This is a genomic window from Pseudomonas sp. VI4.1, from assembly GCF_002029345.1.
Taxonomy (GTDB): domain Bacteria; phylum Pseudomonadota; class Gammaproteobacteria; order Pseudomonadales; family Pseudomonadaceae; genus Aquipseudomonas.
The window spans coordinates 135,505-149,599 of the sequence record NZ_MULM01000181.1 but is presented as its reverse complement, the minus strand read 5'-3'; the positions used below and the strand labels follow the sequence as shown (position 1 = coordinate 149,599).

At 61.0% G+C, this 14,095-nt stretch carries 11 protein-coding genes and 1 pseudogene; 11 read left to right on the top strand and 1 reads right to left on the bottom strand.

Going from position 1 to position 14,095, the window contains the following annotated elements; genetic code table 11:
• Window positions 1–2: 2 nt before the first annotated feature.
• Window positions 3–535, bottom strand: a pseudogene (locus BZ163_RS36615) (NfeD family protein).
• 262 nt (window positions 536–797) lie between these two features.
• Here BZ163_RS36615 and BZ163_RS29845 point away from each other — a divergent pair.
• From BZ163_RS29845 to pgaB, 11 genes are all read left to right on the top strand, one after another.
• On the top strand, window positions 798–1,259 hold the full coding sequence (locus BZ163_RS29845) for an aminoacyl-tRNA deacylase (protein ID WP_128873912.1): 462 nt from the start codon (window positions 798–800) through the stop codon (window positions 1,257–1,259).
• 117 nt (window positions 1,260–1,376) lie between these two features.
• Window positions 1,377–1,622, top strand: coding sequence for a DUF2789 domain-containing protein (locus BZ163_RS29840; RefSeq protein WP_128873911.1), 246 nt, complete (start codon window positions 1,377–1,379; stop codon window positions 1,620–1,622).
• Between the two features lie 182 nt (window positions 1,623–1,804).
• Entirely contained in the window at window positions 1,805–2,233 is a 429-nt protein-coding gene (locus BZ163_RS29835; protein WP_128873910.1) for a MarR family winged helix-turn-helix transcriptional regulator, read from the top strand.
• Window positions 2,230–4,302, top strand: coding sequence for an FUSC family protein (locus tag BZ163_RS29830; protein WP_128873909.1), 2,073 nt, complete (start codon window positions 2,230–2,232; stop codon window positions 4,300–4,302). The genes BZ163_RS29835 and BZ163_RS29830 overlap by 4 nt, the downstream gene beginning before the upstream one ends.
• Entirely contained in the window at window positions 4,299–4,508 is a 210-nt protein-coding gene (locus BZ163_RS29825) for a DUF1656 domain-containing protein (RefSeq protein WP_128873908.1), read from the top strand. Before BZ163_RS29830 ends, BZ163_RS29825 begins: the two co-directional genes overlap by 4 nt.
• Window positions 4,505–5,392 (top strand): HlyD family secretion protein, encoded by an 888-nt coding sequence (locus tag BZ163_RS29820; protein ID WP_128873907.1) that lies wholly within the window; start codon window positions 4,505–4,507, stop codon window positions 5,390–5,392. The genes BZ163_RS29825 and BZ163_RS29820 overlap by 4 nt, the downstream gene beginning before the upstream one ends.
• Window positions 5,389–6,837, top strand: coding sequence for an efflux transporter outer membrane subunit (locus BZ163_RS29815; protein WP_128873906.1), 1,449 nt, complete (start codon window positions 5,389–5,391; stop codon window positions 6,835–6,837). Before BZ163_RS29820 ends, BZ163_RS29815 begins: the two co-directional genes overlap by 4 nt.
• 82 nt (window positions 6,838–6,919) lie before the next feature.
• Window positions 6,920–7,555 carry an NADH:ubiquinone oxidoreductase subunit N gene (locus tag BZ163_RS29810; RefSeq protein WP_128873905.1) on the top strand — a complete coding sequence of 212 codons (636 nt, stop codon included), beginning with the start codon at window positions 6,920–6,922 and terminating at the stop codon, window positions 7,553–7,555.
• A gap of 281 nt (window positions 7,556–7,836) precedes the next feature.
• Window positions 7,837–9,342, top strand: a complete 1,506-nt coding sequence (locus BZ163_RS29805; RefSeq protein WP_128873904.1) for a YdgA family protein — start codon at window positions 7,837–7,839, stop codon at window positions 9,340–9,342.
• A 261-nt stretch (window positions 9,343–9,603) separates the two neighbouring features.
• On the top strand, window positions 9,604–12,084 hold the full coding sequence (pgaA, locus tag BZ163_RS29800) for a poly-beta-1,6 N-acetyl-D-glucosamine export porin PgaA (protein ID WP_128873903.1): 2,481 nt from the start codon (window positions 9,604–9,606) through the stop codon (window positions 12,082–12,084).
• Window positions 12,085–12,096: 12 nt separating this feature from the next.
• Window positions 12,097–14,094, top strand: coding sequence for a poly-beta-1,6-N-acetyl-D-glucosamine N-deacetylase PgaB (pgaB, locus tag BZ163_RS29795; protein ID WP_128873902.1), 1,998 nt, complete (start codon window positions 12,097–12,099; stop codon window positions 14,092–14,094).
• Window position 14,095: the final 1 nt, after the last annotated feature.

The window sequence follows — 14,095 nt, the reverse complement described above, 5'->3', positions numbered from 1 at the left end:
GGTTATTCTCCACCCGGCGCGCGTCAGCCGCGGCCACTTCCAACAGCAGTCCCTTGCGAGCCACCACCCGGACTCGCTGCCCGGGTTGCAGCGGCGTGGTGCTGAGTACCTGCCACTGCTCTCCTTGCAGGTGCACCCAGCCGTTACAGGCATTGCCGGCCTGCAACGATTTTATCGCGGTCACGCTGCCTACCAGTCCTGCATCGCCGCTGACGGTGTGGCGCGGTCGGGTTTTCAGGGCTTGGATCAGCAGGAAGAGCAACAACAGGGCACTGATCAGTCCCAGGCCGATCATCAGCGGCACCGGCACCTCCGTGTTGGTCAGGATCACCGCACCGATCACGAACAACACAATGCCGCCCAAACCGATTACGCCGTAATTGGGCAGTGCCGCTTCGGCAATCAGAAACGCGATGCCAAACGTGATCAGCCAGATCCCGATGGGGTTGGGCGTCAGCAGGACCACCGTGTCCGCGGCGAAGACCGAGCCGCTCAAGGCCAACAACAGCGCAACCGCACAGCAACGAATGTTCACTTGACCCCCCTTGTAGGAGCGAGCTTGCTCCGGGCGGCGTTCCGACGATGAACCTGAGAGCACCGCGCTGAGTCAGGCAGTCCGCGTTAGCTCATCCATACAGTCTAGTCGAGCTATGAATTGTACGAATTTTGATCAGTTGTTGACGTTGTCCGGTGGGCAGATTTCCCTCTTGTTTGCACCAGCGGGCCTAGACTTTCAGTACAGAGAAAAGTGTTAACCATCGTCCACCAGACACTGTCTGTGGACACCGAGGTGCATCATGCGTATGGCAAGAACCGTGCAGAGAAGCCTGGACAAGGCTCAATGCGAATATGACATCGTCACCCACCCACACTCGGCCAGCAGCCTTGAAACGGCGCGAGTCGCGGGCATTCCTGCCGAGCGGGTGGCCAAATCGGTCATCCTCGACGATCACCATGGTCATTACCTGATGGCCGTCCTCCCCGCCAGCCGCCACCTGGACCTGAGCAAAGTTCGCAGCAGTGGCGAATGGCAGGTCTCACGGGAAAGCAACCTGCCGCACCTGTTTGATGATTGCGAACGCGGCGCCGTGCCCGCCTTGGGTGAGGCCTATGGGCTGGATGTGGTTATCGATCCGCTGCTGACCCGGCAGAAAGATATTTATCTGGAAGCCGGCAACCACACCAACCTGCTGCACATGAACATGCCGGAGTTTCTGAAAATGGTGCCGCATGCCGAGGTGCGAGAGTTGAGTAGTTGAGTGTTGCAGCGTCAGTTGTGCCGCCATCGCGGGCCAGCCCGCTCTACAGGCATCGTGTATACCCTGTAGGAGCGAGCTTGCTCGCGAATAATATTTCATTCACCAAGGATCCCAGACATGCAATCCCCAACCCACAGCCTCCCCTCGCTCTTCAAACAACTTGGCCTGCCTGATGACGCCGAAAGCATCGACAAATTCATCGCCACGCATTCACCGCTTAAACCGGAACTGCATCTGGCGGACGCTTTTTTCTGGAGCGAGAGCCAGGCGGAGCTTTTGCGGGAGGAAATTCTGGATGACGCGGATTGGGCGGAGGTGGTGGATCAACTGGATGTGCTGCTGAGGAAGGGGCGGGGGGTATAAACCTGGATACATGGTCCCCGCGGATGTTTTCGAGCGCAGTTGAATACCTCCGACCGTAAGCTCTTCGGTCGCAAAAATTTGTTACAAAACTTGACCAGATTTCCCGACAAATGTCATATTGATAGTTAGCAAACTAACAGTGTGTGTTGTCCTTCGTGCCGAAAAACCTCGACGTCCTCCAGATGAACATCAGCAGCTCCATGGTGGTGGCCGCCCGGCATTGGCGCAAAATCTGCCAGGCCACGCTGGTCAACTGTGGAGTCTCCGAAGCCTGCGCCGTCCCGTTGTTGATGATCGGGCGATTGGGCGATGGCGTGCGGCAGGTCGCGGTGGCGCAGGCGGCGGGGATGGAAAGCCCGTCGCTGGTGCGTCTGTTGGACCAGCTGTGTCATGCCGGCTACGTCTGTCGTACCGAAGACGCCCATGACCGGCGCGCCAAATGCCTGAGCCTGACTGCGACCGGTCGGGAGGTGGTACAAGCGGTCGAGATCGAATTGGTGCGCTTGCGTCACGAAGTGCTCGCAGGCATCGAGCAGAGTGATCTGGAAGCGACGCTGCGGGTTCTCAAAGCCTTCGAATCGGCCAATCTTTCACCGGTGGCCAATCCTTGAAAGGTTTTTTCACCGGCATGCCCCCGGCGCGGGACTGGTTCTACGGTGCGCGCACGTTCGCGGCCTCGATGATCGCGTTGTACATCGCCATGCTCATGCAAATGCCCCGTCCCTATTGGGCAATGGCCACGGTTTATATCGTTTCCAGTCCCTTTGTCGGCCCGACCAGTTCCAAGGCGTTGTACCGCGCGGTCGGCACGCTGCTTGGTGCCGCGGCCGCGGTTTTTTTCGTGCCGATGTTTGTCCAGAGTCCGTATGTATTGGTGGTGGTCATCGCGCTGTGGACCGGGACGCTGCTGTTTTTGTCCCTGCACCTGCGCACGGCCAACAGTTATGCGCTGATGCTGGCGGGTTATACCTTGCCGCTGATCGCCTTGCCGGTGGTGGATAATCCGCTGGCGGTGTGGGACGTGGCGGAAGCGCGCACTGAAGAAATCTTTCTCGGCATCGCCGTTGCGGCGGTGGTGGGTGCGATGTTCTGGCCAAGGCGGCTGGCGCCGGTGTTCAACGATTCGGTGAGTAAATGGTTTACCGATGCTTCGACCTACAGCCTGCGATTCCTCAGCCGCAACGTGCAGCCGGACCAGGTCAGCGCCCTGCGCGCATCGATGGTCGCGACATTCAATACCCTGGAACTGATGATCGGCCAACTGCCCCATGAAGGCGCGCGGCCGCAAACCGTGCGCAATACCAAGGAACTGCGCGGACGCATGATTCACCTGTTGCCGGTGATCGACGCGCTCGACGACGCGCTCTATGCCCTTGAACGACGCACGCCCGAGTTGGTGGCCAGGTTTTCGCCGCTGCTGACTGCGAGCGCCGAGTGGCTTGCGCAGCACAATGCCGATCTCGGCCGTTGGCAGGCACTGAAAAACCAGCTCGAAGCCCTGCAACCCTCCGCCGAGGCCTTGGACGATCGCAAGCAGTTGCTGTTTTCCAATGCCCTGTACCGCCTGGGTGAGTGGATCGATTTGTGGCAGGACTGTCGCAGCCTGCAATACGCCATCCAGTGCGAAAGCCAGGACAGCTGGCGCGCGGTGTATCGGCACTGGCGGCTCGGGCGCTTGTCGCCATTTCTCGACCGTGGGCTGATGCTCTATTCGGCGGCGTCCACGGTCACGGCGATCATTGTCGCGTCGGTGCTGTGGATTCTGCTCGGCTGGACCGACGGTGGCTCCGCAGTGATTCTGGCAGCGGTGGCGTGCAGCTTCTTCGCCTCGATGGACGATCCGGCACCGCAGATCTACCGGTTCTTTTTCTGGACGGCGATGTCGGTGCTGTTCGCCAGCCTCTATCTGTTTTTGATCCTGCCTAACCTGCATGACTTCCCGATGCTGGTGCTGGCGTTCGCCGTACCCTTCATCTGCATCGGCACCCTGACGGTCAAGCCCCAGTTCTACCTGGGCATGCTGCTGACGCTCGTCAATACCTCGTCTTTCATCAGCATTCAGGGGGCCTACGACGCGGACTTCCTCAGCTTCGTCAATTCCAACCTGGCCGGCCCCGTGGGTTTGCTGTTCGCCTTTGTCTGGACCCTGATCGCGCGGCCGTTCGGTGCGGAACTGGCGGCCAAGCGCCTGACCCGTTTCAGCTGGCGCGACATTGTCAGCCTCACCGGGCCGGCCTCGTTGGCCGAACACCGGCAGTTGGGCGTGCACATCCTCGATCGCCTGATGCAGCATCTGCCGCGGCTGGCCATGATCGGCCAGGACACCGGCATCGCGCTGCGCGAAGTGCGCGTGGCCCTGAACCTGCTCGACTTGCTCGCCTATACGCCGCGAGTGTTCGGTGTGCCGCAAGCGGTGTTGCACCAGGTGGTGGCCGAAGTTGGCGAGTACTTCAAAGCGTGCCTGAAGGCTGGCGAACGTCTGCCAGCGCCGAGCCCGTTGTTGATGACCATGGACCGCGCGCGTCGCGCCCTGAATCGCGATTGCGACGACGGCGCGCGTCTGCACCTGCTGCATGCCCTGAGCGGGCTGCGCCTGGCGTTGCTGCCGGGCGTGGAGTTCGTCGGCACCGCCGAGCTTGAAGAACCGCTGCCCCATGGCATCGATGGAGCGCCTTTATGATCGGTGATCTGGATATCAGCGGAGTGTTCCTGCCGACGTTCCTGGTGCTGATGGGTATTACGTACATGTTGTACCTGTTGGTGCACGGGTTGCTCACGCGCCTGCACTTTTACCGTCTGGTCTGGCACCGGGCATTGTTCAACGTGGCTCTCTACGCTTTGCTGCTCGGCGCCGTGGACTCACTCAGTCGATACCTGATGACATGAAAAAACCGTTTTTGACCCTCGGTCGCGTGGTGCTGACCCTGCTGATCGTGACCTTCGCCGTTGTCGTCGTCTGGCGCATGGTGATGTATTACATGTTCGCGCCCTGGACCCGGGACGGGCACATTCGTGCCGACATCGTGCAGATCGCCCCGGACGTCTCCGGTCTGATCCAGCAGGTGGATATACGCGACAACCAGTGGGTGAAACGTGGCCAGGTGCTGTTCAGCATCGACCAGGACCGTTTCAGACTGGCTCTGCGCCAGGCGAAGGCGGCGGTTGCCGACCGTAAGGAGACTCTGGCTCAGGCGCAACGGGAAGCCAAACGCAACCGTGGCCTTGGCAATCTGGTACCGGGCGAGCAACTGGAAGAAAGCCAGTCCCGGGTGGCGCGGGCCGAGGTGGCGCTGATGGAAGCCCAGGTGGCAGTGGACAGTGCCCAGCTCAACCTCGACCGTTCGACCATCCGCAGCCCGGTGGATGGCTACGTCAATGACCGTGCGCCGCGCAATCAGGAATTCGTCACCGCCGGACGCCCGGTGTTGTCGGTGGTGGACAGCAATTCCTTTCACATCGATGGCTATTTCGAAGAGACCAAGCTCGATGGTATTCATGTCGGTCAGCGCGTCGACATTCGGGTGGTCGGTGACCGTGCACGCCTGCGCGGGCACGTGGAAAGTATCGTCGCCGGCATCGAAGACCGCGATCGCAGCAGCGGCAGCAACCTGCTGCCCAACGTCAACCCGGCGTTCAGTTGGGTGCGGCTGGCCCAGCGGATTCCGGTGCGAATTGCCTTCGACGAGGTGCCGGCGGACTTTCGCATGATTGCCGGCCGCACGGCGACGGTGTCGATCATGGACGATCAAACCCGGGAGGCTGCGCCATGAGCAGGGTTCCGGTTTTAGCTATTGCTGGATTGGGCCTGTTGCTGTCGGCCTGCCAGGTGGTCGGGCCGGATTATCATCTGCCGGATGAAGCCGCCGTGCACCGTGAAGACCTGCAGGGCGAGCTGGCAACGGACGGCAAAAATGTTGTCTCGGCGCCGGTGCCCGGCGATTGGTGGCGGCTGTATCAGGATCCACGCCTTGATCAGCTGGTGCAGCAGGCCATGGCGTCCAATACCGACTTGCGGGTGGCGGCGGCGAATCTGTCCCGGGCTCGCGCGCAGGTCGACGAAGCGCAGGCCGCAGGCGGCTGGCATGGCGGCGTGAAGATCGGCGCCCAGCGGTTGCAGGAGTCCGGCGAAGCGTTCTTGCTGCCGGAGAAAGTGCCGGTGGCCAACGTCGGCGACATTGGCATTACCACCTCGTATCAGTTCGACCTGTTCGGTACCTTGCAGCGCGGGATCGAAGCGGCCAAGGCCAATGCCGATGCGACCAAGGCGGCCGCGGATACGGCCCGGATCACCCTGGTGGCCGACGTCGTTCGGGCCTACACCCAGGTCTGCGCGGCCAACGAAGAGCGGGAAATCGCCCAGCATTCCCTCGACCTCCAAGCCCAGGGCACCACGCTGATCCAGCGTTTGCGTGACGCCGGGCGTGGCGATGAAACCCAGGTCACCCGCTCGCAAACCCAATTCAAGTCTTTGCGCGCCGACATGCCGCGCTATGAAGCGGCACGCCAGGCTGGCCTGTTCCGTTTGTCGATGCTACTGGCCAAACCGTTGGATCAGCTGCCGTCGGGCACCGCCAGCTGCGCCGAACTGCCGAAAATCGCGCAATTGTTGCCGGCAGGTGACGGTGCAACCTTGCTCAAACGCCGCCCCGACGTGCGGCAGGCCGAGCGCCGACTGGCTGCCGCGACGGCCGGCATTGGTATCGCCACCGGCGAGTTGTACCCGGACATCAGCATCGGCGCATCCGTCGGTACCATTGGCATCCTGGAAAACCTCGGCAAACCGGCGACCAATCGCTGGGGCTTCGGCCCATTGCTGACCTGGACCGTGCCATCCAACGGCTCCCGGGCGCGAATCCGCGAGGCCGAAGCGACGACCCAGGGCGCGCTGGCGCATTTCGACGGCGTGGTGCTCAACGCCATCCGCGAAACCCAGACCGGCCTGGCCCAGTACTCCGCCTTGCTGCAACGCCGCGACGCCTTGGCGGATGCAGAGCAGTCGGCGCAACTGGCCGCGGACCAGACCCACCGCTTTTTCACCGCCGGACGTGCCTCGTTCCTGGCCGATCTGCAAGCCACGCGCACGTACACCGACGTACGGGCGCAATTGGCCGCCGCCAACACCCAGGTTGCCATGAGCCAGATCGATTTGTTCCTGGCGTTGGGCGGTGGCTGGGAAAGCGGACGAACGCAAGCCTCTAACCCCGGCAAACCCTGAGGCCGTTGCTATGCTTTGACTTGATGGGATCGCTTGCCGAACTCATCGATCCAGGCACGCGTTGGTCTTGGGGATACCAATAATGAAAAACCCTTATGCTCCCGGCTTCTGGTGCGCTATTGCAGCATTGGTGCTGCTCTCGGCCACTTATTTCTACGGCATCATGCTGGCCCACCAGATCGACACGGCACTGATTTTCCTCGACAGCGCCGCCGCGCTGATTGCCGTGATGGCGATCGTGGTGGTGGCCGTGGCGTCGGTCCAGGGGCAGCGCATCAAAAAAAGGCAATGCGAACGAGGCAAGACCCTGGTGCTGATCTGGGACACCAAGGTGGCGTTGCGTCGCGTCGAAACGGTGTTTGACCGGTATTTCTGGGGCAGCTACTGGCAACCGGGGCGCACGTTCCAGGAGGTCATGGGCGAACTCACCGGCACACCGCTGGAAAAAAGCCTCGAAACGTTGAAAAAGCAATGTCTGGAGTTGGACAAGCAGATCGCCGAAGACGGCCGACATTGGCTCAATAATGCCCGCGAACTCGCCGATGTCGCCACCGCCATGGCCCGGGAGCGCTATCAACTGGACTTCTGCGACCCGCGCGCGGAAGTGACGGGCGGGGCGGTGATCAATCGCGATTTTGAGGTGCTGGTTTATACCTGGACGGCGCGGCTGAAGAGCTTTGATCATCAGCTGGATGAGATTGAGGTTCAGTATTCCTGAATTGATGTTGCCTGGGCTGACGCCTTCGCCGGCAAGCCAGCTCCTACAGGAATCACGCGAATCCTGTAGGAGCTGGCTTGCCAGCGAAGGCGATCTCATGACCGCCGAAACTCTCACCCCCCACGCACGGTCCATAGACACTCTTTAACCTTTAATCATTGGGGCACCCGGTGCGCCTGATGCTAATCTGCATCCCACTTTTCAGCGGAGTCGAGCCGTACCCGTCAAGGGTTCAGGGAAGACGACCACACCTTCAACAATGGACATTGACTGGGTAACTCATGAATAAATCAGCAGGCGTGCTTCTGGGAATTGTCGCGGCCATCGGTGTCATCAGTGCCGGCGGTGCCTGGTACACCGGTACCAAGCTCGAAGGCGTGCTCAACACCTCGATCGCCGACGCCAACAAGGAATTGCAGGCCGCGCTGGTGGGTTCCAAAGGCACGGCGTCCCTGGAGCTGGTGTCGCTGGAGCGCAATGTATTCAGCAGCACCGCGCACTATCGCCTCAAGGGCGAAGGCGAAATGTTCGGCGAAGCACCGTTAGAGCTGTTATTCGTCGATCACATCGAACATGGCCCGCTGCCGTTTTCGCGCCTGGTATCGCTGAAGTGGCTGCCGGTCATGGCCACCAGTCACTACGAGCTGGAAAGAACCCCGACCACCGAAAAATGGTTCATCGCGGCCAAGGACAAATCCCCGCTCACCGGCTTGGTCAACATCGGCTACGACAATTCCACCAACGGCATCCTGCAGATGCTGCCGCTGGACGTGGCCCTGGATGACAAGTCCAACCTGAAGTTTTCCGGCCTCAACCTCGACGTCGCGGCCAGCGCCCAGGCGCAGAAGGTCAAGGCCAACGGCTACATGGATAGCCTGACGCTGACCACGGTGGCTGAAGACCAGACGCCGGTGAAGGTTGAGATGAACGGCCTGACTTTCGCCAGCAACCTGGAAAAAAGCACCTACGGCTACTACACCGGCGAGAACACCCTTGAGCTGACCGACAGCAAAACCACCTTTGGCGCCAGGCAGTCGATACTGGGTTTCAAGAAATTTGAAATGAAGAACAAGACCGAGGAATCGGGCACCAGCGCTTCAGGGCGTGCCGATTACAAGGTGGGCGAAGTGTCCTTCAACGGCAAGACTGTCGGTTCTGCCCAGATGGCCATGAGCTTGAAGAACCTCGACATCCCGGCGACCCAGTCGCTGGTGCAGATTTACCAGACGAAGCTGCAACCGTACGAGAAAGCCGCCGCCGAGGCCGCTGCCGCCGGTGAACCCGTACCGGAGCTGGTCCTGACCCCGGCCGAAGAGGCCCAGGTCAAGACCGGTCTGGAGAAATTGCTGGCTGCCGGTCCGCAGATTGCTCTGGAGAACCTGTCGTTCCACACCGCCAACGGTGAAAGCCGCGCCAATCTGGTGCTCGACCTGACCAAGCCCAAGTCCATGGACTTGCCACCGGATCAACTGACCCGGCAACTGATCGCCCTGCTGGACGTCAATCTGCAGGTGTCCAAGCCCATGCTCGTTGATTTGCTTAGCGTCCAGGGGCAAATCGACGGTCAGACCGACGCCAAGCTCATTGCCGACCAGGCCACCGCCACCGCCGACATGTTCGCCAGCATGGCGATCGGTGCCCAGCTCGCAAAACTCGACGGCAGTAGCATCGTCACCAAACTGCACTACGCTAACAATCAGGTGGAGTTCAACGGCCAGAAAATGACGGTCGAAGAATTTGCCGGCTTCGTGATGAGTAAGCTTGGGGGGGCTGGAAACATCCAGTAAAACCGGGGCTTACACACCGCACGCCCGGCCTCTGCTCCCAGCAGACGTCGGGCGTTTTGCTGTCTGGCATTTAAGACAGGACGATGGCCGGTGCCTGCAGTTTCACGAATCTGAACAATTATTGTGTTCCCAATTACCCAGCGAGTTCGCATGCAAGACTGCCTTTAAATAAAGTTTGGCTGGGTCACCTGGACCAGCTTTCCGATACGAAAGGGCAAAAAGGGCATTGCGGCCCGGCTGGCCATGTAAGGATGCTGACGTATGCCGAGTATTGTTGCCCCTTTTGTTCAACGTGGTATGCGACCGCTGTTTCGCGTCGCGTTGTGCAGCCAGTTGATCTGGCCGATGTTAGCGTTTGCAAACACCCCTTACGATGAAATGGTGCTCGATGCCCGAGCCGGTCACTACACGCCCGCGCTCACCGCGCTGCGTCAGGTACCGCCGGACCAGGCCACCACCGATCAGATCAGCGATCACTTGCAGATCGCCAGTTGGGCCGGCCTGGACGCCGAAGTGATCAAGGTCTATGAAACCCAGGGACGCAATCTGGACCTGCCGGTTGCAGCCCTGACCGCCACTGCGCGGGCCTACCGCAACAAGGGCCGCTGGGACGATGCGAACCGGGTCTACAACAAGGCCTTGGCCATCGACCCGGAAAACCAGGAATTGCAGCTGGGGATGGCGCTGAACCAGGCTGACTCCGACAAGCCCGACCAGGCGGTGACGCGTGCCAGAGCGCTGGTGGCGGCCCAACCCAATGACGTCTCCCGCCGGATGGCCCTGGGCTACGCCTTGAATCGTGCCGGCAAAGAGTACGACTCGTTGTTCGAATACGATCAGGCCTTTGTCCGTTCCGGTAACGATCCAGAAGTCGCCAAGGAGTATGTGCGTGCGATGCAACGGGCTCACCTGCCGGAGCCTGCCTTGCGCCTGGCCCGTCAGCGCCCCGGGTTGATCGATCCGGTCACGATACGTCACCTCGAAGGCGACCTGGCCGCAGAACGTGTGCGTCTGGCTGAAATGCCGACCCGCGGCGAAGCAGAGCGCTATGTGATCGCTGATCGGGCCCTGGCCGATTACGACAAATTGATTTCCGCCTGGTCCGCGGATCCGCAGGCTAAAGACGACGTCATCCGCTGGCGCATCGACCGCATGGGTGCCCTCAACGCCCGCTCCCGCTCCGCCGAGGTCATCAGCGAATACCACAAGCTGCAGGCCGAAGGTGTGGAAGTGCCGGTCTACGCCCAGCGTTGGGTCGCCGCGTCCTACCTGGACGAGCGCGAACCGGAAATCGCCACCGATATGTATCGTGCGATCCTGCTCACGCCGGATGCCGATCCTGGCAACCGTTTGCAAGACACCACCGCGCTTTACTATGCCCTGCTCGAAAGTGGCAACGCCGAGGAGGCGCGCGTAGTCGCCGAGGACCTGGCCAAAGCCCAGCGACCACGCGTCCAGCTCAAGGGCCTGCCCGGAGGCAACCCCAACGACGAATGGATGGACGCGCAACAACTCGCTGCCCAGGCCGGGACTTACAGTTCCGATCTGCCCCATGGCGAGGAGCGCCTGCAGGCCTTGGTCGAGCAGGCGCCGGGCAACATCAGACTGCGTGTGGCCCAGGCCGATCTGTACCTGGCGCGAGGCTGGCCGCGGCTTGCCGAGAGCAAGCTCAAGGAAGCCGAGGCCATGGCCCCGCGGGACATTAACCTGGAAATCGCCCAGGCCCACACTGCCACGGACCTGCAGGAATGGCGGCAGATGGATGCGCTGACCGACGATGTGGTCGCGCGTTTTCCCGAGAATAGTCAGGTCAAGCGCTTGCAACGTCAGCGTGAGGTCCATGACATGTTCGAGCTGCGCGTAGAAGCGTTCGGCGGCAAGACTTATGGCGGTGATGACGACAACGTCGGCGCGGTCAACGGCAGTAAAGATTTCGGCATCGAAACCGTCCTGTACAGCCCACCCATCGGTGAAGACTGGCGTGTGTTCGCCGGTGCCGGTTATGCCGAAGGCGACTTCCAGGAAGGGACCGGTAACCATAACTTCCAGCGCGTCGGGCTCGAACGCCGGACCCGCGACTTGACCCTGGAAGCGGAAGTCTCCAACCACTCCTATGGCTTCGGTTCCAAGCAGGGCGCGCGTCTGGCGTTCGCCCATGACATCAACGATTACTGGCAGTACGGCGCCAGCCTGGAATATTTCGCCGCGGCGACGCCGTTGCGGGCCTTGAACAGCGACATCACGGCCAATGGCGGCAGCGGTTTCATTCGCTGGCGGGCCAATGAAAGTCGCGAGTGGAAATTCGCGCTCAGCCCGTCCCACTTCAGCGACGGCAACGACCGCGTCGAAGCCTTGCTCACCGGGCGCGAAGGCATCTACAGCGCACCGAACGTGCAAGTCGATCTGGGATTGGAAGTCGGCGCCAGCCACAACTCCCTGTCTGAAGACGTGCCGTATTTCAACCCCAAGTCCGATCTCAGCGTCCTGCCGATGGTCAGCGTCAATCACATGCTCTACGAGCGCTATGAAACCCGATGGAGTCAGCAGTTCCAGGTCGGCGCGGGTACTTACACCCAGAAATATCACTCCACCGGAGGCATGGCCCTGTTGGGCTATGGCCAGCGTTACAGCTGGAACGACGTGTTGGAGGTCGGCGGTATGTTGAGCGCGATCAACCGGCCATATGACGGAGAGCGGGAAACCGATCTGCGCCTGATGGTCGATCTTACTTTCCGCTTCTAGAGGGGTTTGAAAATGGCCTTGATGTCGCGTTTCTTCCTCCTGCTGGGGGTGCTGTTGATCAGCGCTTGTGCCCAGCAAGCACCGGCGTTTGCGCCGCCGTCCGAACGGCCGCTGGACGCCAGCGAAACCCCGTGGCCGAAAAACCATGTACTCGGCATCGCTTATCACGATGTCGATGACAAGGACCCGGACCAGGCGGTGGTGGCGGTGCGAACCGAACGCCTGATCGAGCAGCTGGCCTGGTTGCGGGAGAACGGCTACCAGCCGGTCTCCATTGACCAGGTCCTGGCGGCACGCAAAGGCGGCCACGATCTGCCGCCCAAAGCGGTCATGCTCAGTTTCGACGACGGTTATTCGAGCTTCTATACCCGGGTGATGCCGGTGCTGCGTGCCTATAAATGGCCTGCATTGCTGGCGCCGGTTGGAACCTGGCTCGACACCCCGGCGAACCAACCGGTGGATTTCGCCGGCATGCCGCGCAAGCGCTCGGAATTCCTGACCTGGGATCAAGTCCGGGAGGTTTCCCAGTCCGGACTGGTGGAAATCGCTGCGCATACCGATGCCAATCACAAGGGTATCCTGGGTAACCCTCAGGGCAACCTGGAGCCGGCCGCCACAACCCGGCGTTACGATCCCGTCGCCAAACGCTATGAAACCGAAACTGAGTTCCAGGCCCGTCAACGTGTTGACGTCGCGGCGATCTCGGAGAAAATTTACAAGGTCACCGGTAAAAAGCCGCGCGTCTGGGTCTGGCCATACGGTGCGGCGGACGGCAGCACGCTGCAAATCGTCAATGATCAGGGCTATCAGATGGCCTTGACCCTCGAAGACGGGCTCGACACCGTCGATACCCTGATGAGCAGCCCTCGTTACCTTGTTTCTGCTGACCCGGAAGGCGCGCGCTTCGCCAACAGCGTCGTCTCGGTGCAGGAGAACAATGCGATGCGCGTCGTGCACGTCGACCTGGATAACGTCTACGACCCGGACCCGGCCCAGCAGGAAAGAAACCTGGGTAAACTGATCCAGCGCATGTCCGACATGGGCGCCAATACGGTGTTCCTGCAGGCCTTCGCCGATCCGAAGGGTGATGGCCTGGTGCATTCGCTGTACTTCCCCAACCGTCACCTGCCGATGGCCGCCGACATTTTTGACCGCGTGGCCTGGCAGTTGCACACTCGCGCCCATGTCAAAGTCTACGCCTGGATGCCAGTGCTGAGCTTTGCCCTGGATTCGAAGCTGCCGCGCGTGACGCGCTGGGATCCGGAAACGGGCAAGGCGTCGGTCGACCCGAAGCAATACATACGCTTGTCGCCTTACGATCCCAACGTAAGACGCATCATTGGTGAAATCTACGAAGACCTCGCGCGCATGGCGTCGGTCGACGGTGTCCTGTTTCACGATGACGCAGTAATGTCGGACTTCGAAGACGCAGGCCCCGATGCGCTCAAAGTCTATGCTGCCAATGGTCTGCCCGGCTCGATTGCCGCGCTGCGCGCCGATCCTGCCGTGATGCAGCGGTGGACGCGCTTCAAGAGCCGCTACCTGATCGATTTCACCAAGGAGCTGACCGCCAAGGTCCGCGCCATTCGTGGCCCGCAGCTGTCTACGGCGCGCAACATTTTCGCCGAGCCGATGCTCAATCCCGAGAGTGAAGCCTGGTACGCACAGAATCTGGATGATTTCCTCGGCACTTACGACTGGACGGCGCCGATGGCCATGCCGTTGATGGAAAAGCAGTCTTATGAAGAGTCCCATGCCTGGCTCGAAAAACTGGTCGCCACGGTCAAGTCTCGCCCCGGTGCGCTTGATCGCACCGTGTTCGAATTGCAGGCACGGGACTGGACGAAACAGGAAGATGCCGACATCGACGGCGGAACACTGGCCGAGTGGATGAGAGTGCTCCAGCGTCAGGGCGTGACCAGTTTTGGTTACTACCCCGACAACTTCCTCGACAATCTGCCAGAGCTGAAGGCCGTAAGGCCCTCGCTCTCCAACAAGTGGAATCCATAAC